At 71.2% G+C, this 24,493-nt stretch carries 19 protein-coding genes, 1 tRNA gene and 1 pseudogene; 6 read left to right on the forward strand and 15 right to left on the reverse strand.

What is annotated here, in order from left to right; all coding sequences use genetic code 11:
• Positions 1-14: 14 nt before the first annotated feature.
• Positions 15-3,575, reverse strand: a complete 3,561-nt coding sequence (locus tag ETAA1_RS13250; RefSeq protein ID WP_145238816.1) for a bifunctional serine/threonine-protein kinase/formylglycine-generating enzyme family protein — start codon at positions 3,573-3,575, stop codon at positions 15-17.
• 524 nt (positions 3,576-4,099) lie between these two features.
• Positions 4,100-4,172, reverse strand: a tRNA-Arg gene (locus ETAA1_RS13255).
• Positions 4,173-4,263: 91 nt separating this feature from the next.
• Here ETAA1_RS13255 and ETAA1_RS13260 point away from each other — a divergent pair.
• Positions 4,264-5,454 (forward strand): NPCBM/NEW2 domain-containing protein, encoded by a 1,191-nt coding sequence (locus tag ETAA1_RS13260; protein WP_145238818.1) that lies wholly within the window; start codon positions 4,264-4,266, stop codon positions 5,452-5,454.
• A 44-nt stretch (positions 5,455-5,498) separates the two neighbouring features.
• Complete coding sequence (locus ETAA1_RS13265) at positions 5,499-6,068, forward strand: SMI1/KNR4 family protein (RefSeq protein WP_145238821.1); 570 nt, start codon at positions 5,499-5,501, stop codon at positions 6,066-6,068.
• Positions 6,069-6,129: 61 nt separating this feature from the next.
• Here ETAA1_RS13265 and rpsI read toward each other — a convergent pair whose 3' ends face one another.
• Both rpsI and rplM read right to left on the reverse strand, forming a co-directional pair.
• On the reverse strand, positions 6,130-6,723 hold the full coding sequence (rpsI, locus tag ETAA1_RS13270; protein WP_145238824.1) for a 30S ribosomal protein S9: 594 nt from the start codon (positions 6,721-6,723) through the stop codon (positions 6,130-6,132).
• Positions 6,724-6,764: 41 nt separating this feature from the next.
• Positions 6,765-7,196, reverse strand: coding sequence for a 50S ribosomal protein L13 (gene rplM, locus ETAA1_RS13275; protein ID WP_145238826.1), 432 nt, complete (start codon positions 7,194-7,196; stop codon positions 6,765-6,767).
• Between the two features lie 178 nt (positions 7,197-7,374).
• On the opposite strand from rplM, the gene ETAA1_RS13280 reads away from it, so the two are divergent.
• Positions 7,375-7,989: a hypothetical protein gene (locus ETAA1_RS13280; RefSeq protein ID WP_145238829.1), complete on the forward strand. Its 615-nt coding sequence runs from the start codon at positions 7,375-7,377 to the stop codon at positions 7,987-7,989.
• On the opposite strand, the gene ETAA1_RS13285 is transcribed toward ETAA1_RS13280, so the two are convergent.
• The gene (locus tag ETAA1_RS13285) at positions 7,968-8,879 is read right to left on the reverse strand and encodes a DMT family transporter (protein ID WP_145238832.1); all 912 of its coding nucleotides are present in this window, start codon (positions 8,877-8,879) and stop codon (positions 7,968-7,970) included. The two genes, ETAA1_RS13280 and ETAA1_RS13285, sit on opposite strands and share 22 nt — an antisense overlap.
• Positions 8,880-8,966: 87 nt before the next feature.
• Here ETAA1_RS13285 and ETAA1_RS13290 point away from each other — a divergent pair, with 87 nt between their 5' ends.
• Positions 8,967-9,311: a hypothetical protein gene (locus tag ETAA1_RS13290; protein ID WP_145238835.1), complete on the forward strand. Its 345-nt coding sequence runs from the start codon at positions 8,967-8,969 to the stop codon at positions 9,309-9,311.
• A 3-nt stretch (positions 9,312-9,314) separates the two neighbouring features.
• Here ETAA1_RS13290 and ETAA1_RS13295 read toward each other — a convergent pair whose 3' ends face one another.
• The 10 genes and pseudogenes from ETAA1_RS13295 to efp form a co-directional block, all read right to left on the reverse strand.
• Complete coding sequence (locus tag ETAA1_RS13295) at positions 9,315-11,414, reverse strand: sigma-70 family RNA polymerase sigma factor (protein WP_145238838.1); 2,100 nt, start codon at positions 11,412-11,414, stop codon at positions 9,315-9,317.
• 88 nt (positions 11,415-11,502) lie between these two features.
• Positions 11,503-13,308 carry an Rne/Rng family ribonuclease gene (locus tag ETAA1_RS13300; RefSeq protein WP_145244651.1) on the reverse strand — a complete coding sequence of 602 codons (1,806 nt, stop codon included), beginning with the start codon at positions 13,306-13,308 and terminating at the stop codon, positions 11,503-11,505.
• Between the two features lie 684 nt (positions 13,309-13,992).
• Positions 13,993-14,238 (reverse strand): annotated as a pseudogene (locus ETAA1_RS33820) (S1 RNA-binding domain-containing protein); the annotation flags it as partial.
• 39 nt (positions 14,239-14,277) lie between these two features.
• On the reverse strand, positions 14,278-15,048 hold the full coding sequence (locus ETAA1_RS13310; protein WP_145238841.1) for a TIGR03936 family radical SAM-associated protein: 771 nt from the start codon (positions 15,046-15,048) through the stop codon (positions 14,278-14,280).
• 176 nt (positions 15,049-15,224) lie between these two features.
• Positions 15,225-17,000: a phosphoenolpyruvate--protein phosphotransferase gene (ptsP, locus tag ETAA1_RS13315; RefSeq protein ID WP_145238843.1), complete on the reverse strand. Its 1,776-nt coding sequence runs from the start codon at positions 16,998-17,000 to the stop codon at positions 15,225-15,227.
• Between the two features lie 15 nt (positions 17,001-17,015).
• Positions 17,016-17,339 (reverse strand): HPr family phosphocarrier protein, encoded by a 324-nt coding sequence (locus ETAA1_RS13320; protein WP_145238846.1) that lies wholly within the window; start codon positions 17,337-17,339, stop codon positions 17,016-17,018.
• Between the two features lie 49 nt (positions 17,340-17,388).
• The gene (locus ETAA1_RS13325) at positions 17,389-17,895 is read right to left on the reverse strand and encodes a PTS sugar transporter subunit IIA (protein WP_145238849.1); all 507 of its coding nucleotides are present in this window, start codon (positions 17,893-17,895) and stop codon (positions 17,389-17,391) included.
• A gap of 41 nt (positions 17,896-17,936) precedes the next feature.
• A complete protein-coding gene (gene hpf, locus ETAA1_RS13330; RefSeq protein WP_202920869.1) occupies positions 17,937-18,266 on the reverse strand; it encodes a ribosome hibernation-promoting factor, HPF/YfiA family in 330 nt (109 codons plus the stop codon).
• Between the two features lie 186 nt (positions 18,267-18,452).
• The gene (locus ETAA1_RS13335) at positions 18,453-19,805 is read right to left on the reverse strand and encodes a mandelate racemase/muconate lactonizing enzyme family protein (RefSeq protein ID WP_145238855.1); all 1,353 of its coding nucleotides are present in this window, start codon (positions 19,803-19,805) and stop codon (positions 18,453-18,455) included.
• Positions 19,806-19,865: 60 nt separating this feature from the next.
• The gene (efp, locus tag ETAA1_RS13340) at positions 19,866-20,444 is read right to left on the reverse strand and encodes an elongation factor P (protein ID WP_145238858.1); all 579 of its coding nucleotides are present in this window, start codon (positions 20,442-20,444) and stop codon (positions 19,866-19,868) included.
• Between the two features lie 139 nt (positions 20,445-20,583).
• On the opposite strand from efp, the gene ETAA1_RS13345 reads away from it, so the two are divergent.
• On the forward strand, positions 20,584-22,569 hold the full coding sequence (locus ETAA1_RS13345) for a prolyl oligopeptidase family serine peptidase (protein WP_145238862.1): 1,986 nt from the start codon (positions 20,584-20,586) through the stop codon (positions 22,567-22,569).
• A 102-nt stretch (positions 22,570-22,671) separates the two neighbouring features.
• Entirely contained in the window at positions 22,672-24,429 is a 1,758-nt protein-coding gene (locus tag ETAA1_RS13350; RefSeq protein ID WP_145238865.1) for an alkaline phosphatase family protein, read from the forward strand.
• Positions 24,430-24,493 lie beyond the last annotated feature (64 nt).

A 24,493-nucleotide genomic window follows, 5' to 3' on the forward strand; every position in this document is an offset into this window, starting at 1 on the left:
CGGATTACAATCGGCTAATCAAGCAAAGTCCTGGAGGGGCGGAACCCGACCGTGATGTCGCCGTAGGACGGCCGGACGCTGCCGCGGAGCGCACACCGCAGGAGCTCCCGCGTGCTGCTGAATGAGCCACCACGAAGAAGTCTGTTTAATTGTTCATTAATCTCAAGATACTGTGCGTTCTCCCTATCCTCCACCTGCCCCGTCGCGTACGGCACGGCCGGGTCCTCCACCCACTCCAGCACGTTCCCCAGCATATCAAACAGACCCAGGTCGTTCGGCTTCAGCCGACCCACCGGCCACGACCGGTCGTCCGCATTCCTCAACCCCCACGCGTAGAACGGCAACAGCCCCTCCGGCCGGCCGAAGTACCGCCCCGTCACCGCACCCGCCCGGCACCCATACTCCCACTCCACCTCCGTTGGCAGACGGTACCCCGTCAGACTCAGATGACCCTTCCGCATCGTCATCCCTTCCCCATACTCCCCCTTCGCATTCGGCTCGTAACACCACTGATCCTCCGGGATTCCTTCCCGATCGCTCAGCCAGTTGCAATACGCCGCCGCCTGATACCACTTCACCGACACCGCCGGCGAGTCCCCGTCCGGGCTGTACCGCTTCACCCACGAGTGACCCGGCCGGAACCGCAGGAACTGATCGACCGTCACCTCCTTCGTCGCGATCGCGAACGACCGCACGATCCGCTTCCGGTGAGCCGGCTCGTTCACCTCCACCCGCCCCGGCTCCGTCGCCGGCGACCCCAGCGTGAACTCCTTCGGCTCACGGATCACGGTGAACGCCTGCCCCTCCCCGTTCACGTACCATCCCTTCCCCGTCTTCGCCCCGTCGCCACCCTTCTTCGCCAGCCCCGCGTCGATCACCGCCACCGCCGCCGCCTGCCCCCACTTCTGCCGCAGCAGCCAGTCCAGCGACCCGTGCAGCCCCGCGTCCGCGTCCTCCTTGTAGAGCGTGAGGAGCTCCGCCGTCAGCCCCGCACGATCCGGCACCGCCGCGGGAGGGTACTCCCCCAGCGTCAGCAGCAACGCCCGCTTCGCCGACATGTCACCCTCCGCACGAAAACGCCCGACCAGGGCGACCGGATCGACACCCACCCTCGCCGCCCGGTGCACCAGATAGCTCCGCACCGTCGGGTCCGGCGTGTGTTTGAAAAGCGGCCACACCGCCTCGGACTCCACCGGCGACAGCAGCACCGCCGCCGCGTTCGCCTGCCGCAGGGCCAGCGCCTCCTTCGCCTCCTCGACCCCGGTCGCCGTCTCCACGACCCGCAGAATGAACGCACCGACCCCCTTGAACGACGAGGCGTACACGGCGTAGCTCCCGTCTCCGGACGGGGTATAGTTGAGGAGCGCGTTCTCGCCGCCCCCGCCGTCGTCGTCCGCGGCCACTTCCTTCCCCGCCGCGTCCCGAACGGCCAGGTAAGAATCGAAGTCCGCGCTCTCCAGCGTCAGCCGGTACGACTTTCCGCCCAACAGCCGGACCTCAAACCGCTTCGCGGCCATCGCGGCCTTCGCCGTCGCGTGCTTCACCCGCAGGTCGGCAGCCGTGATCTCGCCCAGGTAGTCGGCCACAGGCTTGTCCTCGGGCACCACCACCCGCCGGCCGAGTTCGGCCGTCAGCAGCGGCACTACCGCCGCCCGGTTCGTCGTGATTGCCCCGGCGAACAGGGCGTGGTGCCGGGCGTCCACCGTCACCGCCAGCTCCGCCAGCTCCGCCGGCCGGTCCGCGGCGTAGCGGGCCAACAGGTTCGCCGTCAGATCGAACCCCGACGCCTCGGCCGACAGGGCGGACACCGCCAGCTTGCCCGACTCGATCCGCTCCCGTGACGCGGGGTAACGCTTCACCAGCGCCTGCAGCAGCGCCCCCCGCACCGGCTCCAGCGCCGCCGACCACGCCACGAACTCGACCGGGTTGGCCTGCACCGCCGCCTCCGCCACCGCCGGGGCCAGCCCCGCCCACCGCGGGTCAGCCGGCGCCAACCCCGCCAGCGCGGCCGCCGCCCGCACCCGCCGCCCCGGAGCCGCCGACTCGTTCGCCAGCACCGCCCACAGCGGCGGCGACACGACCACGGCGTGCGGCTTCAGGGCGTCGCGGATCGGCAAGAGTTCCCCCGGCTGGCACGCCGGCAGGTACGCGGCGAGCTCCGCCGCCCGCCCCAGCTCGTCGGGGAGCAGCGCCAGCCGGGCGTGGAGCCCTGCCGGCGTGGTCACCGGCTGCGCGGCCAGCTCGACCAGACGCGGCCGGGCCAGGTCGCGGAGGTCGGTGAGGTCGGCGACGATCCGCGGCACCGCCGCCGGGTCCGCCCCGGCCAGCGAATCGACCAGCGCCGCCGCCCGGGTTTCCCGCTCCTTCTGCCGGGTCGTCTCGTCCGCGGCGATCCGGTCCTGTTCCCGCCGCGCCTGCACCTGCACGGCCGTGACCCCGCCGCCGATCGCCACCAGCACCACCACCCCGGCCAGCACCAGTTGCACCCGCCGCCGCTTCCGCTGCTCCTCGGCCTTCGCCTCGGCCGCCGCCCGGTCCGTCTCCGCCTGCCGCAGCCGCGCCTCCACCCCGGCCCGGTACGCCGCCAGCTCCGCCGCCACCACCGTCCCGTCGGCCGGGCGGTCCGTCGGCCGCGGGCTCAGGCACTGCTTTGCCAGCGATAGCAGGTCCGAGTCGGCCCCGCAGGCGTCGAGCCGGGCGAAGGGATCGGACAGGTCGCCGGCCCGGGCCTTCGCCATCACCTCGGCCGTAGTCGCGCCGGTGAACGTTCGCTTCCCGGTCAGCACCTCGCACAGGACGCCGCCGAGGGCAAACACGTCGGCCCGGGCGTCCACGTCCTCGCCCCGGGCCTGCTCCGGGGCCATGTACGCCGGCGTCCCCATCACCGCCCCGGCCACCGTCAGCGCCGCCGCCCGGACCTCCAGCGCCGTCTCCCGCACCCCCGGCCCGTCGGCCGGCCGCTCCTCCTCCCGCTCCCGGGCCAGCCCCCAGTCCATCACCTGCACCTCGCCGAACGCCCCGACCATGACGTTCGCCGGCTTCAGGTCGCGGTGGATCACCCCCTGCGAGTGGGCGAACCCGACCGCCTGGGCGATCTGCTCGACGACGCCGACGAACCGCGGCCGGTCGTCGGCCAGGTCGGGACGGTCGGCGAGTAGCGCCGCCAGCGTCCGGCCGCGGACCAGCTTCATCGCCAGGAACGGGGAGCCCTCGGCCAGGGTGCCGAGCTCGTAGGCCGGCGGGATGCCGGGGTGGGCCAGCCGGCCGGTGATCCGCGCCTCGCGGACGAACCGCTCGGCCTCCTCGCCCGCCTCGTGCCCGGGGAGGAGTACCTTGACGGCGACCTCGCGGCCGAAGGCGAGGTCGGTGGCAGCGAGCACCCGGCCCATGCCGCCGCGGGCGATCTCGCCGGTGACGGCGTACCCGGGCACGTCGAGGAGCCCGTCGGGCCGCGCCCCCGCGGGCCGGCTACTCGGCTGGGTGCCAGCGGGGTCCGGGGCGGGGGCGGGGGTGTAGTCGCCGGTGGCGACCGGGTTGCGGATAGGGGCGGCCGGCTGCGTCCGGTCGTGAGACATCGGGGCGACCTCGGGGGACCGCCCGATGCTAACACGACGGATCGAGGCCGGCAACGGGCGGGACTCGCCGCGACGCGGCTGCGGATGCTTGAGTGAATGCGGTGGCGGCCGGCTCTCGCCCGGACGCACAATCTACCGGCCAAGCCGCTACGGGTGAAAGCACGGCCCGGCGTCGGTCTGGTGAGGCTCGAATTGTGGGGACTTTGGGGACGGTTTCACCGGGTGACGACCCGAGTTCGTTGTCACGCCCCCGCCCCACCCCCTGCCGCGACGAGGGCGAGAATGGCCCGTCGGATCGGCTCGGGGAGAGTCGGCCATGCCGCGGCCACGGCGGCCAGATCGGGGTCGGCGAGGCGGGTCGTGAGTAGCGGGGAAGGGGAGTGCGTCGGATTCTGCGTCGCGCTGCCGGCCGGAACGCAGGAAATACTAGGATTCGTAACGATTTCGCCGGCGGGTTCGAGTCCCACCTTGGCCACACACTTCGAAAACGATGCGGGCCGCGCCGGTGTGCGGCGCGGCCCGAGTGCCCCCGGTGCGAATTGAACGCACGACCCCCAGTTTAGGAAACCGGTGCTCTATCCCCTGAGCTACGGGGGCATACCTTTCCTGTTATAGCACTGCGGGCGGCGCGCACCAACGCCTGCCAGACACCACCCCCCGACGCCGGGTTCGCCGGCCCCGAGGCCCGATGGGTGCCGGCTCCTTCTTCCTCCTCGCCGCGCTCGCCGCCGGGCAGCCGGACCGACCCACGTTCGAAGCCGTCGGCCCCGCGGCCGAGCGGTCCGTCGGGCGGCTCGTGCGGCTAGCCGACGGCCGGGCCGCACTCGACACCGCAGACGGGGAGGTGACGGTCACCGACCTGGTGAGTCTGCGGCGCGTCGGGGTGCCGCGGCCGGCGTTCCCACGAGGTCCGGGGCTCCTTACTACGACCGACGACCGCGTCCCCGGCCGGCTCGTCGGCGGTGGGGCCGAGGTGCTGCGGTTCCAGGCGGCCGGCGTCGAGGAGCCGTGGGCGGTGCCGCTGCCGGCGGTCGCGGTGTCGTGGCTCGGGACGCAACCCGCCGGCACGCCGCCAGACCCCGCCCGCATGACGTGGCTCGGCCCGACCCGCAAGCGCGACGTACTCCGCTTCCGCAACGGCGACACCACCGCGGGCACGGTCGTCGGCTTTGCGGCCGACGGAGACGCGGTCACGTTCAAGCCGGACGCCGGGGAGGAGCGGGCGGTGCCGCTCGCCACCGTCGGTGCGGTCGCGTTCAACCCGGCGCTGGCGTCGGCCCGGCGGCCGAAGGGGGCGTACACCCTCGCCGTCCTCCGCGACGGGACGCGACTCCACCTCGTCGGGGCGAGTGCGGACGAGACGACACTCCGCGGCAAGACGCTGTTCGGGCCGGCGGTCGAGCTTCCGATGTCGCGGGTGGTCGCGCTCGACACGCTGCGCGGGAAGGCGACCGAACTGTCGGCGATGCGGCCGAAGGCGGAGCAGGGCGGGTTCCTCGGCGTGGTTTGGCCGTGGGCCGCGGACCGCACGGTGCGGGGCGAGCCGCTGTCGCTGCTCACGGCGAACGGCGTCGAGACGTTCGACCGCGGGCTGGGCACGCACCCGCGCACGGTGCTGACCTTCGAGCTCGGAGGGAAGTACCGCCGGTTCGAGTCACTCGTCGGTCTCGACCCCGTGACCGGGCGGCAGGGGCGAGCGGTCGTTCGCGTCGCCGTCGACGGCAAGGACGTGGGCACGGTTGAACTGATACCCGGCCCCGCGGTTTCGGTGCGTCAGGAGCTGGCAGGGGCTCGGCAGATGGCGTTGACGGTCGACAGCGGGCCGGCGGGGGACGTGCAGGCGGACGTGAACTGGGCCGACGCGCGGCTGGTCGAGTAGCTCTGACCGCCGGCGTCGCGTCGGCGGCTCGAGGCGGTGCAGAAATGAAAGCCACCCTCACCACGCGACTTCGCGAACTCGGGTTCGCCCTGCCGGCCGAGGCGGTCACCCCCACCCTCGGATTGGTCCGTGGCTACGAGGAGCAATTCGGGCTGACGCTCCCGAAAGACTACCGGACCTTCTTGTCGAAGCACGCCGGCGTCCGCGGGCTGGCGTCCTGCCCGCTGTTGGAACCGACGCCGTTCGGCAACGCCGAGTGCATCGACTACTTCTTCGGGTTCGAGCCGGACGGCCTCGCGGACGCGACGGAGCTGATCGAGGGCGCCCCCGACGTCGTCGCGCTGGGCTACACGCCGCTCGGCCGGATGTTCTGGCTGTTCTGCGCGGAGCCGTACCGCGGGCATGTGTTCGTTCACGACCACTACGGCCGCTCGGCCTGGCCGGACGACGAGTTCCGGAAGTGGCCGAACCTGGCCCCCGAGATTCATCACTACCTGGACCTGCGTCGAACCGGCAGGCTGCCGCCCAAGCCGCCCGGGTTCGAGAACCTGTACCTCGCGGCGCGGAGCTTTACCGAGTTCGTCGAGCGGTTGGAACCGTACCGAAGTGAGTGAGCCGGGCGCGTGAAAACGCCCACCCGGTTTGACGGGTGGGCGTGATCGGGGGGCGTGACGCTTAGCGCTTCGAGAACTGCGTGCCACGACGGGCGCCGCGGAGGCCGTACTTCTTACGCTCCTTCATGCGGGCGTCGCGGGTGAGGAAGCCGCTGTCGCGGAGCTTCTTCACCATGCCGCCGGCCTCGTCCAGCGGGGCCGCGGCGGCGTCGGCGCTCGGGGCCGCGGCCGGGGCGGCCACCAGCGCCCGGGCCTTCTCCCGCTCCTTCTTCTCGTCGCGGTACAGCTTCACCACCGTCGTGCGGTGGAACACGTACCGCTTCTGGTCCTCGGCCGGGCTGAACATCGTCTTGATGGCCCGGGCCAGCCCTTGGCACACGGCCCCGGCCTGGCCGGTGATGCCGCCGCCGTTGGCAAGCACGATCACGTCCACCCGGTTCACCTGGTCGGTGACCTTCAGCGGCCCGAGCACCGCGGCCCGGTCCTTGTCCTCGGTGAAGTAGTCGTCCAGCGCCCGGCCGTTGATCGTGATGCTCCCCTTGCCCTCGGTCACGCGCACCCGCGCGACCGCACTCTTCCGCCGGCCGGTGCCGATGTAGTACGTCTTCGCTTCCTTCGCCGCGGGCTTCTTCTCGGCGGGCTTCTTCTCGGCCATGGTCGGGGGGTCCGTGGGTCGGGGTGTGCGGGGTGCGGGCCTCAGCTCAGCTTCAGTTCCTGCGGCTGCTGGGCCTGGTGCGGGTGCTGGTCGCCGGCGTAGATGCGGAGCTTCGTCAGCTGCTTGTACGCCTGCGGGCCGCGCGGCATCATCCGCTTCACCGCCCGGCGGATAATTTCTTCCGGCTTCCGGGCCAGCATCTCCTTCGCCGGGGTGACCTTCTGCCCGCCGGCGTAGTGGCTGTAGTCCTGGTAGCTCTTCTGGTCCCACTTCTTGCCGGTGAACTGCACCTTCTCGCAGTTCACCACCACCACGAAGTCGCCGGTGTCGCAGTGGGGCGTGTACTCGGGCTTGTGCTTGCCGCGGAGGACGTTGGCGATGAGCACCGCCAGCCGGCCGACGACCAGGTCGGTAGCGTCCACGACGTACCACTTTTGCGTAACCGTCGAAGCCTTCGCCATTGTCGTGGACATCGCTCACCCGTGCCGTGTGTCGCGCCCGGAAACGAACAAACCGCCGGGGGGCGGCCGATCCGGAAGACAGTCATCCTAGACCGGCCGGTGCGACCGTCAAGCCGGAACCGCGGAAAGGTTTTGCCCGGACGGCCGAAACCAGGTATAGAGAAGTCCCCACTTCCGGAGCCCGCACCCGATGAGTACCGCGTCCTACCCCGCCGCGCAGCACCCCTACGGCCTCCCGATGGGGACCGTCCGCGGGTTCATGTCGCTGCTGATCTGCTCGTTCTTCTGGATTTTTCTGCTGCTGCCGGACAGCTCCGGCCTGCCGCACACGGCCCCGCTCGGGCACTTCTTCCTGCTCACGCTCGTGTTCATGGCGTTCGCCTCGCACCAGCACACGAACTCGCCCGAGGGCTCCGAGTTCCTGCCGTGGATCATCCGCATCGTGTTCGTGTTCGGCAGCATCGGCGTCGTCGGCTACACGGCGTACGCCCACCCGGACCGCCTCGCCACCCGGCTGACGCCGAACGCCAGCGAACTCGGCCAGTGGCCGGTCCTCCTCGGCACGCTGTCGGCCGGGTTCGCGGTCGGCCTCCTGAGTCGCAAGCTCATGGGGCGTAACAACAACCTGTTCATGACGATCCGCGGCTGGACCGGCGTCATCGCCTCGTTGCTGCTCATCGCGGAGACGGTGTTCCAGTTCGCCATCCGGCCGAGCCTGTCGGAGCCGCCGTCGGACGCGGCCATGAAGGTGTGGGAGGGCGTCATCATCGCCTTCGTCTCCGCCTACTTCGGCACCCGCGTGTGAGCCGCGTCCGCGGGGTGGGGCGCGCTCGCGCCCCAGTTCGCCTCCAGGATCAGCAGCCACGCCGTCGGCGCGATGACCAGCGCCGTGCCGACGAGCGCCACGGCGTTCACCTCCCGCCCCCACAGCCAGGCGTCGAACGCCAGGCCCATCACGATCTGACTGAGCCCCACGACCGACACCTTGGCCGGCGCCCCGCCGCCGAACGCCAGCGTCAGGAAGAGCTGACCCACGGTGGCGGTCACGGCCATGCCCGCCAGCTTCAGCAGCACGCCGGGCTCGGCCACGCCCGCCGGGTCGCGCTCGACCGGCCCCACGAAGTACGCCGCGACGCACACCACCGTGGCGACCGACGAGAAGTGGACGACGATCGCCCGCGGGTCGATCCCCTTCAGGCTGTGCAGCCCGAGCATGGCCACGGCGGTGAGCAGCGCCGCGGCCAGCGCCGAGTAGACGCCGGGGTTACCGCTCTCCAGGTGCGGTTGCTCCACCAACACGACGCCGGAGATGCCGACGCCGATGGCGAGCAGCATCTTCACGCCCGGCGGCCGGCCGTAGAGTGGCCACGACAGCACGGCGACCCAGATGGGGAAGGTGTTCGTGAGCGTCAGCACGTCGGCCGCGGGGAGCTTGGCGAAGGCGTAGAAGGTGCAGACCATGCTGCAGCTCCCGGCGACGCTGCGCACCCACAGCCGCCACGGCCAGAACACCAGCCTCGCCCCCGCGACGCCGGCGATGACCGCGGCCAGCACCGCGACCAATCCGGCCCGCGCGACGGCGACGAGCTGCCAGTCGCACTCGCGGGTGAGGACGTGGGCGAATTCGGCCATCAGGGTGAACGAGAAGCTGCCGCTGAGCATCCACAGGTACGGCCGGGCGTCGGGGCGGGTCATCCTGCAACGATAGGCGCCGCGTATGATGGGGGCGAGTCGGGCGAGCCGAGGGCGTCAGCCCGCGGGTTCCGATCGAGGGGGCGAGCCGTGTACCCGTCGGGCGAGTGGGAAGGGTTCTGGGTGCAGGAGCACTACGGCCGGCAGTCGATGCAGGCGTTCAACCTCCGCTTCGCAGACGGCCGGATCACGGGCCGCGGCCGCGACGTGATCGCGCCGTTCGCCTTCCGCGGCACCTACGACGAGCGGACGGGGGCGGTGGTGATGGTGAAGAAGTACCTGCGGCGCCACACCGTGACGTACCGCGGTCGACCCGACGGGGAAGGTTGCATTCAGGGGACGTGGCACATCGGCGAGCTGGGCAGCGGCCCGTTCCTGATCCGCCCCGTGGTGCGCCGGCCGGCCGGCGACGAGCCGATCCAGGAAATCGGCTGACGATCACGGGATGGTGAACGCCGTCGGTTCTAGCCGAACGGTCATGGGCCGTTCGCCGACGGTTACGTCTACCTCGCCTTCGACCCGATACCGGCCCGGTGGCAGCCGCCAAACGTGCGGTCCGGTGTGAACGTCCGCCCCGGACGGCCGGCCCGTGATGACGACCCGCTGCCCGGCCTGCGTGTCCAGTCCGACGTACCCGTCGGGCGGCACCTCGACCGCACGCGGGCGGGGCGGCGGCTCCTTCTCCACGCCTTCCCGGCCGAGTTGGACGGGTGGGATCGACGACCAGCCGGACCCTCGGATCGTGACTCGCACCTGCGACGGCGTGACAACAACTCGCACCGGGGTTCGCGCGTGGGTCAGCAACTCCAGTCGGCCGTCCAAGCCCACGCGGGCGTTGGCGAGGTCGCCCGGCGGCTCGGGCGGCACCCGGTCCGACCGAACCACGACACGCGCCGACAACTCCGGCCCAGCCTCGACCGCATTGGGCGGGGCCGGCTCGGGCGGCAGCGGGGTTGCGTCCTTCGGCAGCCGGCCTGGCGTCCAGGCGTGTTCGGCCAGCTTGTCGATCCGGCGGGCCGGTCCCTCCGCGGCGTAGCGGGTCAGCTGCTCGCGGGTGAAGCCGCTAAGGATGCCGTCGTTGGTCTTCGCATCGAACCGCCGAAACAGGACCACCGTCACGTCCTTGTCCTTCACCCGGTCGGCGGTCTTGACCGCGAGGCTCAGCCGCTCCGCGAACGGCGCCAAGTCGTCGGTTAAGTTCTTCGTGAGCGGACCATTCAACACGAGATAGAGCTTTTTCCCAGAGCGCAGCACGTCGTCGAACCGCACCTCCGCCCGCGGGTCCACGGCTGCGGCCTTGCTGCGGGTCAGCGAGAACGTGAATAGCGTGGTGCCGCTCGTCGTGGAGTACCCCTTCGGCCGGCCGAGTTCAGTGCGTTGGAGCCGCAGGCAGATTCGCAGCTTGTCGCCGTCGACGGCGTAGATGCCGGGATACGTCTCACCCTGCTTCGGGCCGTCGAGCATCGTCGCGTCGATCTGCTTCGGTTCGGCCGCCGGGTCGGTCTTGACGCGGAAGTCGGTGAGGTGCAGCACGCGAACGCCCTTCACCTCGCAGCGGCCGCCGGCGATCACGAACGTCGTTGGCTGCGCGAATTCGTCGGGGGCCGCGGCCGTGTTGACGGGTCTGCCTCCGGTCTCGATCAGGGTCACCGTCCACGTGCCGTCCAGCTCCGATTTTTCGGGGGGGGCATCGACCTTCGCCGCAGGCGGCGGCCGCTTCGGCGCCCGCTCGGCGGGCGGCGGTGGCGCGTTCCGCGTCCGGCCCGGTTGCTCCTGCGCGACGGCGGCGAGACCCACGCCCGCGGCCAGAACCAGAGCCGCGGTGAATTTGGCGAACGTCATCGAGAACCCTCCTTCGACCAGTCGGAGAACCGCGGGCGGGATCGGCACCGCGCCTGCGGCGATGCGGGTAGCGGCGTCGAGCAGTGGGGCGGGAACGGCGACCGTGCCGAGCAACACGACTCGGCCGACGCCGCGTCGCCTGAGTGCTGCGCGCAGCTGCGCGCGGCCGCGTTCGAGGCGCTTCTTCAGCGCTGCCTTCGACAGCCCGAGCTCGGCCGCGGTGTCGTCGTGCGTCAGACCGCGGAGGTAGCACGCGACCAGCGGCTCACGGTAACGCTCCGGCAGCGCCGCCAGCGACTCGTGAACGACCGCATGCGCGTCGCTCCAACTCGGATCGGCGGCGGACGGCGGTAACACCGACGCTTCGTACCTGGCGCGCCGCAGCGTCGCGGCGCGGGCCTTCCGCGACACGCGAACGGCGACTCCGTGTAGCCACGCCCCGACCGACGCCGGCTTCCGCAGCGCGTCGGCCCGGCGAGCAAGGGTGAGGAACGTCGCTTGGAAGGCGTCGTCGGCGTCGGCGGCGTTGCGGAGGACGGACCGGCACACGTCCCAGACCGGCCCGCCGTGGCGGCGCACCAACTCCGCGAACGCCGCCTCGTCGCGCGCCGCCACGAAGCGGGTGAGCAGATCGGCGTCGGGCGTACCGCCGCGGAGCAGGTCACGGACGCCGGCGGGGAGGCGGGTCGCGGTCATCACCTGATAGTGCCCCGGGGCGGCGGCCGGGGCGACAAAAAAAGCCCGGGGACGAATGTCCCCGGGCTTCGCGGCTGACACTTGTGACTCAATCCAGCTGCTGCGGGAAGCGCGGCTGCGGCCGCCCCGGCGGGATGCGGCCGCCGGCCAGCCGCACCGGGGCCGGCGGGATCAGCCGCACCTCGGCGCCGTTGTGGTCGAAGCACTTCACCAGGCACGTGTCCGGCGACACGCCCATCTGCCCCGTCACCACCACCTCGAAGTTCGCCTTCTCCTCCAGCCGCGCCAGCTCGCGCCGCCGGCGGTTCTGCAGGTAGTGGGCCACGTCCTGGTGGACCGTCACGTGGACCGACTGCACCGCCGGCGCCCGGTGGGCCGCCAGCTGCACCAGCCGCATCACCTCGATCGACGCGCTCTCCGAGGTCTTGACGAAGCCGGTGCCCTTGCAGTGCGAGCAGTCGGCGAAGATGCTTCGCTTCAGGCTCGGCCGGATCCGCTGGCGCGTCATCTCGATGATGCCGAACTGGCTGATGCGGAGAATCTTCGTCCGCGCCCGGTCGCGCCGCATCGCGTCCCGCAGCACGTTCTCGACGTTCCGCCGGTGCGACTCGCTCCGCATGTCGATGAAGTCGTTGACGATGACGCCGCCCAGGTCGCGGAGCCGCAGCTGCCGGGCGATCTCCTTCGCGGCCCGGAGGTTCATCTGGTACGCCGTCTCCTCGGCGTTGTTCTCCGCCCGGAAGTTGCCGCTGTTCACGTCGATGGCCACCAGCGCCTCGGTCTGCTCGATGATGATCGACCCGCCCTCGGGCAGCTCGATCCGCTTCTGGTGGATGCGGGCGATCTCGTCCTCGATGCCGTACTTGTGGAACAGCGGCTCGGTCCCGTCGAAGTGGCGGATGCGGTCCGCGTACTTCGGCATGACGATCTGCAGGAACTCCCGGGCGTGGTCGAACGCGGTCTGCTCGTCCACGTAGATGGAACTCACGTCCGCGGTGAAGATGTCGCGGATGGTCCTGGTGATCAGGTCGGACTCGCGGTAGATCTCGACCGGGGCCGCGACCCGCTTGATCCGCTTCACCACCACCTGCCACAGCCGCAGCAGGTACGCCAGGTCGTTGCGCAGCTCCTGGGCGTCGCGGTCGATGGCGGCGGTACGCACGATGAACCCCACGCCCTTCGGCGGCCCGAGCGTGGCCATGATGTCGCGGAGCCGGCGGCGCGCCTCGTGGTCCTCGATCTTCCGCGACACGCCGACGCGGTTCAGGCTCGGCATCAGCACCAGGTACCGGCCGGCGATGCTGATGTACGTCGAGAGCGTCGGCCCCTTCGTGCCGATGCCCTCCTTGATGACCTGGACGATGACCTCCTGGCCGCGCTTGAAGATCTCCTGGATCGGCGGCTTCGGCAGCCCGCGGTCGCGGCCGCCCTTCGGCCCGCCGGGGCCGCCGTTGCCGAAGCGCGGGCCGCGGTCCGGGCCGCGCCCGGCCGCCGGGCGGGGGCCACGGTCGTCGCGGTCGCGACCGGGACCGCGCCCGCGGTCGCGGTCCCGCCCACCACGCCCGCGGTCGCGGTCGCGGTCGCGCCCGCCGCGGTCGCCGCGCGGCTCGGGGCGGGCGTCGTCGAAGTCGTCGTTGAAGCCGCGGCCCGGTTCGCCGACGGGTGCCTCCCGCTCGGCCTTCTCGACCTCGCGGGCCTCCTCCTCGGCGGCCTCCGCGGTCTCCGGCTCGAAGTCCTCGGCGTCGTCAACCGGGATCGCCGGCAGCTCGGGCGGGGTGCCGTCGGCGAAGCGGTCGTTCGGGGCGTCGGGGTCGAAGTCGTCGGCGCCCTCGAAGAACGGCCGAATCTCCGGCTCGTCGCCCGGCGGGCTGGTGCGGTGCTCGGCCCCGCCCATCGTCAGCGGCGGCACGTCCGGCGGGGCGTCGCCGCCCTCGGGCGCGTCGCCCTCGCCGTCCGCCTTCTTCTTGCGGCGACGCGGCTTCGGCTTGGCCTCGCCCTCCTCGCCGGCGGCGTCCTCGGGCTTCGCCTCGTCCGTCTTCCGCGGCCGGCGGCTGCGCGGCTTCTTTTTCGGCTCCTCGGCCTCGGCCTCGGCCTCGGGGGCCGAGGTCTCCTCGGACGGCGCGGGCGACTCGGCGATTCCTTCGGCGAAGCCGTCGTCGTCGTCGAGCCCGGCGCCGAACTCGTCGTCCTCGACCGGCGGGGCCGGCGGCCGGGCCTGGCGCGGCGGCCGCGGCGGGGGGGCGACGGCGGCCGGCGGTTCGTCCGGCCCGTCGGCGAACGGCGCGATCGGCTCCTCGTCCGGCGCCTCGGCGGCCGGGGCCGCCGCGCCGTCGAGGCCTTCGGTGAAGCCGTCGTCGTCGACCGACGCGGGGCCGGCCGGCTGCGGTTGGAGCCAGCTGCTCGGCTGCGCCGGTTCGCGGAAGTTCTGCCCGCCGCCGCCGCGCTCGCCGCGGTCACCCCGCTCGCCGCGGTCACGCCCGCGGCCGCCGCGGTCGCCTTGGTTCTGGCGCTGGGCTCCACCCCCGCCGTACTCGCGGTCGATCTCGGCCTCGTACTCGGCGAGTGCTTCCTTCGAGAGGAGGTGCTTGTAGTAGGCGGGGTCCACGTCGGAGACGTGGAGGAAGCCGTTGCGGCCGATGCCGAAGTCCACGAACGCGGCCTGGATGCTCGGCTCGATGTTGACGATGCGGCCCTTGTAGATGTTGCCGACGTAGCTCTCCTGGCTGGAGCGCTCGACGTACAACTCCTCGAGCTGGCCGTCCTCGACGATGGCGATGCGGCACTCCTCCGGCTGGAGGACGTTGATCAGCATTTCTTTCTTCATCGAATCTCCTGCCGCCCGTGGGGCGGGGGCGTGATGGTCCTACTCCGCCGCCAGGTCGCCGGGGACGGCGACGCTAGTCGAGGCAACGGGTTGGTCGGGGATGGCGCGCGAGGGGTCCGCGGGCCGGGTGTCCGCCGGGCCGTCCGGCGGGATGTCGGTCGGGTCGAGGGGCGCGGCCGCCTCGTCCCGGAGTTCCACGAGGGTGCGTTCGAGCACGCAGCCGGCGTCGAGCAGATCGTCCACGCCGAGGAGGCGAAGCAGTTCGTCGGCGCGGGCGGTGCCGGTGGTGGTGACCCACAGGTCGAGTGTCAGGGTGTTGTCGCGGACGGCGACCGAGCGGAGGTACCGGCGGACGTTCAGCCCCTTCCGGCTCGGCCGCACCCGCTCCACCCACACGGCGTCCTGCGCGAGAAGGGCCGCACACGCCGTGGCCGCCTCGCCCGCCCGCTCCGCCGGCAGGGGCAGCGAGTACACGATCCGCCGCGGCATCGCCGTCGTCCGCATCGGGACGACCGCCGCGCGTGTGAACCGCAGCCCCTCGGGCGCCTGGGTGTTCAGGCCGGTCAGCACGGCCCCGGAGTCGCGCACCTCGGTCAGTTCCAGCTCGACGACCTCGTCGCGGCCGACGACGCCGAGCGGGAGCGACTGCGCGAAGACGACGCGGGGGCCGGGGTGGAACCCGGCGGTGGACTTGAACGGCAGGCCGGCCCGGCGGAGCATTCGCTCCAGCACGCGCATCAAATCGTGATGGCTGAGCAGCCGGAGAACACCGGCCTTCTCGAAGCGGAGGCGGAACTTGTCCCCGAGCATCGCGTCCGGTCTTCCCGGCGGATTTCGGACGGCGATGAACAACGGCCGACGGCACGCGGCCGTCGTTCGTCGTTCGTCGTTCGTCGGTCGTCCGCCCGTTGCCCCCCGTGCGTGTCGGGTGCGTCGACCGAACCTCGGCCGGGGTTTGGTGCCCCCCGGCCCGAGAGCCCGGCCCGCTACTCGACCGCCTCCGGGAGGATGCGGCGTAGTTGGTCGCGCAACAGGTTCTGAACCTGCCGGGCGGTGTCCATCGACAGCGCCTGCCCGGCCACCGTCTCGGCCTCGGCCACGCTCAGCTGGCGGATCACCCGCTTGATCTCGGGTATCTTCCGCGGCGTCGCGCTGAGCGACCGCAGCCCCAGCCCGATCAGGAGCGGGGTGTAGAGCGGCTCGCCGCTCATCTCCCCGCACACGTTCACGTCGATCCCGGCCTTGCCCGCCGCCTCCACCACCGTCCGGATCAGCCGCAGTACGGCCGGGTCCGCCGGGTCGTAGAGGTGGGCCACGTGTTCGTTGTTCCGGTCCGCCGCGAGGGTGTACTGGATCAGGTCGTTCGTCCCGACCGAGAAGAAGTCCACCTCGCGGGCCAGCACGTCCGCCAGGATGGCGGCGGACGGCACCTCGATCATCGTACCAACCGGGATGTCCGCTTTGTAGGGGACGCCCGCCTCGTCCAGGTCCTCCTTCACCTCGTTGAGCAGCGTCTTGCACTGGCGCAGCTCGCCGAGCGTGCTGATCATCGGGAACATGATGCGGATGTCGCCGTGGGCCGCGGCCCGCAGAATCGCCCGGAGCTGGGTGCGGAACAGGTCCACCTTCCGCAGGCACAGCCGGACGCTGCGCAGGCCCAGGAACGGGTTCTTTTCCACGCTCAGGAGGCCGGACACGCTGCTGAACTTGTCCGCCCCCAGGTCGAGCGTGCGGATCACGACCGGCCGGTTCGCCCCGATCTCGTCGATGACGGCCCGGTAGGCGTCGTAGTGTTCCGCCTCCGTGGGGTCGGACGACTTGTTGAGGTACAGGAATTCGGTGCGGTAGAGGCCGACGCCCTCCGCGCCGCGGTCGGCGCAGTGGGCGGCCTCGGGGGCCAACTCGATGTTTCCGAGCAGGCGGATTGCCACTCCGTCGTGCGTGACGGCCGGCTTGCCTCGAAGTGCGTCGTACCGGTCGGCGCGGTTCAGCGCCGCGATCCGCTTCGCCTCGTACTTGCGGACCGTCTCCTCGTCCGGGTCGAGGATGATCTTCCCCTCGTTCCCGTCCACGATGATCATGTCGCCGCCGGACACGTCCGTCAGGAACCGGCCGACGCCGACGACCGCCGGGATCTCCAGGGCCCCGGCCAGGATGGCGGTGTGGCTCGTGGGGCCGCCGCTCTCGGTGGCGAACGCCCACACCGTCCGCGGCGAGAAGTCGGCCGTGTCGGACGGCATCAGGTCGTTGGCGAGGATGACGACGCGGTCGCCGCCGAGGGGGGCCACGGCGTTCGGAACCTGGCCGAGGAGGGTCGAAAGGATCTGCTTTTCCAGGTCGATCAGGTCGCCGGCGCGGCGGCGGAGCACTTCCGACGCGGCCAGGTCGCCGACCTTCCGCTGGGCCTCCTCCAGCTTCTTGACCTGCTCGCGGATGCCGCGGCTGACGGCGTACTCGGCGGAGTACGTCTGCGTGCGGATGAGGTGCTCGAGCCGGTCGCGGAACGACGGGTCTTCGAACGCCGACTGCTGGGCGGCGAAGATGTTGCCGATGGCCGGCTCGAACCGGGCGGTGTACCGCTGCCGCTTCTCGCGGGCCTCGGAGGCGGCGTCGTCCAGCGCCCCGCGGAGGCGGACGACCTCGGCGTCCACCTGGTCGGCGGGGACGAGCTTGTTGGGGATCCGGACGCCCTCGGTGTCGAGCACCAGGGCCGGGCCGATGGCGATCCCGGGCGAGACGGCGGTACCGTACCTGTATTCCATGTCGCCCGTGGGCGGTCAGATCGTGTAGTCTTCCCCGCCGGGGGAGCCGAGGATGGCGGCCAGCGGGTCCAGGGCGGCGGCCGCGTCGGGCCCGTCCACCTCGACCACCACCTCGGCGTCCGGCAGAACCACCAGCATCATCAGGTCCCAGACACTCTTGCCGTCGGCCCGCGAGTCGCCGTGGAAGACGGCGACGGCGGCGGCGAACTGGCGGGCGGCCCGGCTGAACCGGTCGGCGACGCGGTGGTGGAGCCCCAGCGGGTTCACCACCTTGACGGTGCGGCGCAGCGGGCCGTTCCCGCCCGTTTCGCCGTTTCCGGTTCGCCCGTTCGCCGCCATGCCCGCCCCCGCCCGGTGCCTTCAGGTAAGACCCCGCCGCCCGGCCGCGTCAGAGGCCGGGGGCGGCTTCGAGCAGGTTCCACACCTCGGCCTTCGTCGTACAGGCCCGCAGCTGTTTGACGAAGTCCTCGTTCCGCATCGTCCGCACCACGGCTTCCAGGGCGCGGAGGTGGTCGCCGGGGCGGTCCTTCGGCGACACCAGCAGCACGAACACGTACACCGGCTCGCCGTCGAGGCTGTCGAACGGCAGGCCGGCGGGGGCGATCCCGAGGGCGCCGATGAGCTTCTCGGCGGCGGCGTGGCGGGAGTGGGGGATGGCGATGTTCCGGCCGATCCCGGTCGTGCCGAGTTGCTCGCGCCGCATGACCTCCTTGACCACGTCGTCCGTGTGCTCGGGGCCGAACGCGCGGGCCGCCTGGAGCGCCCCTACCAGCTCGCGGACGACGCGCTCCTTCACCCCGGCCACGGCCGCGGCGTCCTTCGGGTTGACGTCCGCGGCGGACGTGGCGAGGGCCGGGATGATGGCGTCCGGGACGATGAAGTTCGGCAGCCGCATGGGGGGCTCCGGGCCGGGTGCGGGGGGCGGGGCGGCCGCGGTCACTTCCCACCCGCGTCGTTGTGCGACGGGTCCCGCCGGTGGTCGTGCAGCTTCTCCTTGTAGTGCTTGATCTGCTGCTTGATCTTGTCCTGCGCGAGGCCGAACGCGGCCACCACGTCGCCGTTCGCCTCGGTGGCGACGAACTCGTGCTTGTGCCCGGCGGTGGCGGTGATTTCCACCTTCACGTTGTGGGCGTGGTCCTGGTGGAGGTCCACGACGACGGCGACGGAGACGAGCCGCTCGAAGTACTTGAGGAGGCCTTCGGCCTTCTCGCGGAGGGCGGCCTGGGTCTGGTCGTCCAGATGCCCGTGGCGGGCGGATACGGTCACCTGCACCGGTAGAACCTCACGTCGCGGGGAGGGCGAACCGCCCGGGCGGTCGGGCTGAACGGCCTGATTGTATCCGTGGTTGCGGCGGGGAGCAACCGGCGGGGACTTTGGGACGTGGAGACTGTGGGACTGGTGAAGGGTTTCCGTCCCTGTGTCCCACGGCCCCCTCGTCCCAAAGTCCCAGGCTCAGCCCGCGCCCAGTCCGACGCCGTCGAGAAGTGCCGTGTTCATCGTGCCGTCGGCGACGGTGAACACGCCGGGGTAGCGGTCGTCCCACCCGGCGTTCGCGGCGGGGCAGTACTGCCGGCCGTTCGACTCGATCGCGGCCACGCCCGGGATGTGGGCGGCGAGCCCGGCCGAGTGGATCAGCGACCGGCCGACGCACGTCAGGTCCTGGACGCAGCGGAACAGCCCCATCTCCTGCGCCGCCGCGGCCAGGAGGAGGCTTTGGGTCTGCCCCTTGCACGCCTTGAAGGCGACGCCGGTGTACCCCATCTCACGCGCCAGGTGGAGGCTCTCCAGGTCCACGAGCGACTCGTCGATGACGACGGGTTTGAGCTTCGCGGCGGCGTGCATGACGTTCTGCCGGTTCGCCTTCAGGTCGCGGGCCGTCGGCTGCTCGATGTACTGCACGCGGTCGTACCCGGCGGGCGCCTGCTCGCGCAGCCGGCGGAGGAACTCGATGAGGTACTCGACCGTCTGGCAGCGCTCGTTGAAGTCGAGGGAGTAGAACCACGTCGCCACGCCGCGGGCGCCGTTCACCTCCTCGGCCACGGCGTTCACGCGCACGACGCGCTCGACGTCCCAGCCCAGGTCGTCGCCGTTCAGCTTCACCTTCAGGTGGGTGAGGCCGTCGCGGGCGATCCACTCGCCGAGGGTTTCGGGCAGGCCGTCGCCGACGGGGGCTTTCACGTCCGCCGAGGTGAGCGGGTCGAGCGCCCCGACGAGGTGGTACAGCGGCAGCTTCGCCTTCGGAGCCGGCAGCACGTAGCGGTCGAGGGTGCGGCCGGCGAAGTCGGCGCCGAGGTAGTGGCCGAGGTCGGCGGTGAGGTAGTCGGGGCCGTAGCACTGGTAGACGCTGCGGCCGAGGAGCTTGCCGTAGCCGTCGTGGAGCGCGGCGTCGAACGGGCTCGCGGCGACGAGCGCGGCCAGCACGGGGATCGGTTCCCCGAGGCCGAGGCGCTCGCCGGTGGGGCCGAGGTGCGCGAGGAACTGCGGTTCCAGGGCGTGCCCGAGTTCGACCGGGTGGCCGTAGCCGGCGTGTGCCGCGGTGGTGTCACGGAAGGCGGCGACCAGCGCCGTCATGGCACCGAGGGTCTGATCATACCCGAGTGTGCGCGACGGGAAGGCCCAGACGTTGCTCAGCGGCATCGAGCCGACGCCCTCGGCACGCCGGCCCTGCCGGTCTTCGACCGTCACGCGGGCGGTGAGGACGGTGGCCTTGTCCAGCGCGACGCCGCCGAACTTGATGGGCGTGCGGTACTGGTAGTCGTCGGTGGTGTACGACACTTCGGCGACGCGCACGTCGGTGGGCTTCACGGCGGGCTCCTCGGCGCGCGGAAAAGCCCACCGGCCACGGCCGGTGGGCTCGGGGTCCGGCTACTTCCCTTCCTTCGCCGCCCGCTTGAGGTACTTGCCGTCCTCCGTCTGGATGACGATCTGCTCACCCACGGCGATGAACGACGGCACCTGTACGACGACGCCGGTCTCCAGCGTCGCCGCCTTCGTCTGGGCGGCGGCGGTGGCGCCCTTGATGCCGGGCTCCGTTTCCGTCACCTTCAGCGTGACCGTCTGCGGCAACTCCATCGACAGCGCCTTGCCGTCGTAGAAGGTGATCTTCACCGGGTCGTTCTCGCGGAGGTACTTCATCATGTCGCCGACCATGTCGGCGCCGAGGTTGACCGGCTCGAACGTCTCGCCGTCCACGAACACGTACTCGTCGCCGTCCTTGTACGAGTAGTTGAAGTCCTTCGTGTCGAGGTACACAACCTCACCCTTGTCGTCCGGGTGGACGCGCTCGTCGGTGATGCTCCCGGTGGTCAGGTTCTTCATCTTGAGGTACAAGATGGCCCGCCAGTTCCCGGGCGTGTTGAGGTCGCGGTCGAGGACGTAGAACAGGGTGCCGCCCATGTTCAGCACCATGCCCTTGCGGACATCGATCATCTTCACGGCTGCCATCGGAACTCTCCGCGGTGCGAGCCGCGCGGGCTCGGACGGGGGACACGGTCGTGGCTGTTGGTTTATCGGATCCGCCCGCGGCGGAGTAGGGTGCGGTCCCTACACTCACCGCATCCCACCGACCCCGCGAGAGCCTCCGATGTTCGCGCGCGCCTTCCCCGCCGCCCTCCTGGCGGCGCTCGTCGCCCTCCCCGCCGCCGCCGACGGCCCGGCCGACAACATCCCGGACAACGTCCGCCCCGTCCCGCCGAAGGGGATCGACCTGCCGCCGGCCGACGACGCCGAGCTGCGGAAGGGGCTCGCCGAGCTGCAAGGGCTCATCAAGGACATCGGTAGGCACCCGCTGCTCGCCGATGTCGCGATTTACGAGAAGGCCGTGCGGTACGCCGTCGAGTACAAGGAAGTGTTCGACCCGAAGGGCATCCCGGCGGTGAAGAACGTCCTGAAGGCCGGGCTGGAGCGCGCCCGGCTGCTGAAGGACGGCAAGCACCCGTGGACGACGCAGACCGGCTACGTGGTCCGCGGCTACTTCTCGAAGATCGACGGCTCCGCGCAGCCCTACGGGCTGCACGTCCCGGCCAACTACCAGTTCGTCGGGAATGCCGATCACCGGCTCGACTTCTGGTGGCACGGCCGAGGCGAGACGCTGAGCGAAGTGAACTTCCTGGCCGTCACGCAGAACGCGGGCGGCATCATCCCGGCGCCCGGGGCATTCATCCTGGCCCCCTACGGCCGCTACTGCAACGCCAACAAGTTCGCCGGCGAGATCGACACGTTCGAGTGCCTCGCCCACGTCTCGAACCACTACCGCATCGACTGGTCGCGGCTCGTCGCCCGCGGGTTCAGCATGGGCGGTGCGGCGTGCTGGCAGTACGCCGTCCACTTCCCGACCCTGTGGTGCGCCGCCGCCCCCGGGGCCGGCTTCAGCGAGACGCCCGAGTTCCTCAACAACTTCCAGGGCGAAAAGGTCCAGCCGAAGTGGTACGAGCAGAAGCTGTGGCGGATGTACAACGCCACCGACTACGCGCAGAACATCTTCAACGTGCCGACGGTCGCGTACAGCGGCGAGATCGACAAGCAGAAGCAGGCCGCCGACGTGATGGCCCGCGAGATGAAGAAGGTGGGCCTGGAACTGACCCACGTCGTCGGCCCGAAGACGGCCCACAGCTACGAGAAGGCGGCGAAGGAGGAGGTAAACAAGCGGATCGACGCGGTCGTGGCGAAGGGGCTGCCGAAACAGCGTGACGAGATCCGGTTCACGACGTACACGCTGAGCTACAACCAGTGCGACCCGATCCTGCTGGACGGGCTCGTCAAGCACTGGGAGCCGGCGACCGTGCGGGCGACGATGAAGGACGGCGCGTACGACATCACCACGACCGGCGTCACGGCGTTCACGCTGCGGAGCCGCGCCCGCGACGTGAAGGTGACGGTCAACGGGAAGGTCGTCCTGGACCAGAAGGGGCTTCCCGACGTGGGCCGCCCGAACGAGTTCCGCTTTACCGACGTCGCGGGGGGGCCGGCAGTCGGCGCGGCACCCGCGTCGGGGCTGGCGAAGACCCCCGGGCTGCAGGGGCCGATCGACGACGCCTTCCTGAGCCGCTTCGTGATGGTGCGGCCGACTGGCAAGGCGCTGAACGAGAAGGTCGGCGCCTGGGCCGACGCCGAGATGAAACACGCCGTCACGCACTGGCGGAAGCACTTCCGCGGCGACGCACCTGTGACCGACGACACGAAGTTGACCGACGAGCAGATCAAGAACGCCAACCTCGTCCTGTGGGGCGACCCGAACAGCAACGCGGTGTTGGCGAAGATCGCCGACAAGCTGCCGGTGAAGTGGACGGCCGCGGGTGTGACGGTCGGCGACAAGACGTACCCGGCGGGGACGCACGTGCCGGTGCTGATCTACCCGAACCCGCTGAACCCGACGAAGTACGTGGTGCTCAACAGCGGGTTCACGTTCCGCGAGTACGCGTACCTCAACAACGCCCGCCAGGTGCCGATGCTGCCGGACTACGCGGTCGTGGACATCACGACGCCGCCGAACAGCCGCTACCCGGGGAACGTCGTGCGGGCCGGGTTCTTCGGCGAGAAGTGGGAGCTGCTGGCGAACGACGGGCGATAGACGCCATCGAGCGGGGTCGCGTCAGCGCCCCGTGCGTACCCGAGACTGGACGTACTGCGTAAGCACGGGGCGCTGACGCGACCCCGCTCGGCGGGTGATCCGATGCGCCGCGTCACGCTCCTGATCGTTCTGACCCTGCTCGTCGTCGTAGTCGCGACTAGCGTCTGGTACTTCACCCGCCGCGGCCCCGCGCCCAACGGCCTCGTCCCCGACGGCACCCCGACTGGCCCCGGCCGGCTCGTCGTCGTCGTCGTGTTCGACCAGTTCCGCGGCGACTACCTCGCCCACTGGGCCGAGCACTTCGGCCCCGACGGGTTCGCCCGCCTCCAGCGCGAGGGCGTGTGGTACGCCGACGCCCACTTCCCCTACGCCTGCACGTCCACCGGGCCGGGTCACGCCAGCATCGCCACCGGTGCTCCGCCGTCGGCACACGGCGTCGTCGAGAACGACTGGTACGACCGGAAGGCCGCCGCCCGCGTTTACTGCGCCCAGCCCGACCGCGCCCACGACCGTGTCCCGCCGCTGCTCGTCGGCGGGCAGCCGGCGCGCGGCAGCGGCCTCGGCTTCGGCCCCGACCGCGTCATGGTCGAAACCCTCGCCGACCGCCTGCGCGTCGCCACCGGCGGCAAGGGGCGGGTCGTCGTGCTCTCGATCAAGGACCGCTCGGCCGCGATGCTGGGCGGCAAACAGCCGGACGCCGCCTACTGCTTCGACACGCGCGACGGCCGCTTCCACACCGGCAGCAACTACCGGCCACAGCCGCACCCGTGGGTCGAGGAGTTCAACGCCTCCGGTACCGCGACCCGGTGGGTCGGCAAGACGTGGGAGCGGCTGCGCCCCGACCTGAACTACGACGCGCTCGCCGGCAAGGACGACGCCCCCGGCGAGGGGTACGGGGCGAAGCAGGGGCGTAAGTTCCCGCACCCGATGAGCGACGAGGAGGCCGCCGGCCCGCGCTACTTCGCCTCGGTGGAAACGTCGCCGTTCGGCAACGAGCTGCTGCTCGAACTGGCGAAGCAGGCCGTGACCGCGGAGAAACTCGGCAACGGCGAAGCGGCCGACCTGCTGTGCCTGAGCTTCTCGTCGAACGACCTCGTGGGCCACCAGTGGGGGCCGGACTCGCACGAGGTGCTGGACATCACGCTCCGCTCCGACCGGCTCATGGCCGACCTGCTCACGTTCCTCGACACCACGGTCGGTAAGGGCCGGCACACGGTCGTCGTGACCGCCGACCACGGCATCTGCCCGATCCCGGAGGGGAAGAGGCTGCAACGGGCGGAGCGGCTGTCGGTGAACGCACTGCTGCCGGGGCTGCCCGCGGCGCTGGACGAGGTGTTCGGCCCCGCCCCGACCGGCCTCACGCGCTGGCTCGAACTCGACGGCAAGGACGCGCAACAGGTGTGGCCGTGGGTGTACCTCAACCACGCGGCGATCCGCGCCCGCGGGGCGGACCTGGACAAGGTGGCCGACTTCGCCGCGCAGTGGCTCGGCAACCGCCACAACTCGCAGCTGGTGGCCTTCACCCGCAAGCAGATCGAGACGGGCACGCTGCCGCCCGGCGCCGGCCCCGAGTTGCGACCGCTGCTGGAGCAGGTGAAGCTCGCGTACCACGCCGACCGCTGCGGCGACATCATCGTGATCCCGCAGCCCGGCGTGCTGGTGACGGGCTACGCCGAGGGGACGAGCCACGGCAGCCCGCACCCGTACGACACGCACGTGCCGGTGCTCGCCGCGGGGCAGGGGGTTCCGGCGCTCGGGAAACAAGACCGGCGGGCGTCGGCGCTGCTAGTGGCGCCGATCGCAGCGAAGGCGCTGGGCATCTCCCCACCCGAAGCCGCGCGAGAACCTCTGACGTGGTGACTGGCCCGGAATGACCAATTCCCAATGACCCACCAATGACCAAGGAATTCCCGCGGGAATTCCT

It is taken from the genome of Urbifossiella limnaea (assembly GCF_007747215.1).
Lineage (GTDB): Bacteria > Planctomycetota > Planctomycetia > Gemmatales > Gemmataceae > Urbifossiella > Urbifossiella limnaea.

What these genes read in the sequence shown, in the direction of transcription:
- ETAA1_RS13250 (WP_145238816.1), bottom strand. Translation starts at nt 3,575, where the DNA reads ATGTCTCACGACCGGACGCAGCCGGCCGCCCCTATCCGCAACCCGGTC.
- ETAA1_RS13260 (WP_145238818.1), top strand. Translation starts at nt 4,264, where the DNA reads ATGGGTGCCGGCTCCTTCTTCCTCCTCGCCGCGCTCGCCGCCGGGCAG.
- ETAA1_RS13265 (WP_145238821.1), top strand. Translation starts at nt 5,499, where the DNA reads ATGAAAGCCACCCTCACCACGCGACTTCGCGAACTCGGGTTCGCCCTG.
- rpsI (WP_145238824.1), bottom strand. Translation starts at nt 6,723, where the DNA reads ATGGCCGAGAAGAAGCCCGCCGAGAAGAAGCCCGCGGCGAAGGAAGCG.
- rplM (WP_145238826.1), bottom strand. Translation starts at nt 7,196, where the DNA reads ATGTCCACGACAATGGCGAAGGCTTCGACGGTTACGCAAAAGTGGTAC.
- ETAA1_RS13280 (WP_145238829.1), top strand. Translation starts at nt 7,375, where the DNA reads ATGAGTACCGCGTCCTACCCCGCCGCGCAGCACCCCTACGGCCTCCCG.
- ETAA1_RS13285 (WP_145238832.1), bottom strand. Translation starts at nt 8,879, where the DNA reads ATGACCCGCCCCGACGCCCGGCCGTACCTGTGGATGCTCAGCGGCAGC.
- ETAA1_RS13295 (WP_145238838.1), bottom strand. Translation starts at nt 11,414, where the DNA reads ATGACCGCGACCCGCCTCCCCGCCGGCGTCCGTGACCTGCTCCGCGGC.
- ETAA1_RS13300 (WP_145244651.1), bottom strand. Translation starts at nt 13,308, where the DNA reads ATGGGCGGGGCCGAGCACCGCACCAGCCCGCCGGGCGACGAGCCGGAG.
- ETAA1_RS13310 (WP_145238841.1), bottom strand. Translation starts at nt 15,048, where the DNA reads ATGCTCGGGGACAAGTTCCGCCTCCGCTTCGAGAAGGCCGGTGTTCTC.
- ptsP (WP_145238843.1), bottom strand. Translation starts at nt 17,000, where the DNA reads ATGGAATACAGGTACGGTACCGCCGTCTCGCCCGGGATCGCCATCGGC.
- ETAA1_RS13320 (WP_145238846.1), bottom strand. Translation starts at nt 17,339, where the DNA reads ATGGCGGCGAACGGGCGAACCGGAAACGGCGAAACGGGCGGGAACGGC.
- ETAA1_RS13325 (WP_145238849.1), bottom strand. Translation starts at nt 17,895, where the DNA reads ATGCGGCTGCCGAACTTCATCGTCCCGGACGCCATCATCCCGGCCCTC.
- efp (WP_145238858.1), bottom strand. Translation starts at nt 20,444, where the DNA reads ATGGCAGCCGTGAAGATGATCGATGTCCGCAAGGGCATGGTGCTGAAC.
- ETAA1_RS13345 (WP_145238862.1), top strand. Translation starts at nt 20,584, where the DNA reads ATGTTCGCGCGCGCCTTCCCCGCCGCCCTCCTGGCGGCGCTCGTCGCC.
- ETAA1_RS13350 (WP_145238865.1), top strand. Translation starts at nt 22,672, where the DNA reads ATGCGCCGCGTCACGCTCCTGATCGTTCTGACCCTGCTCGTCGTCGTA.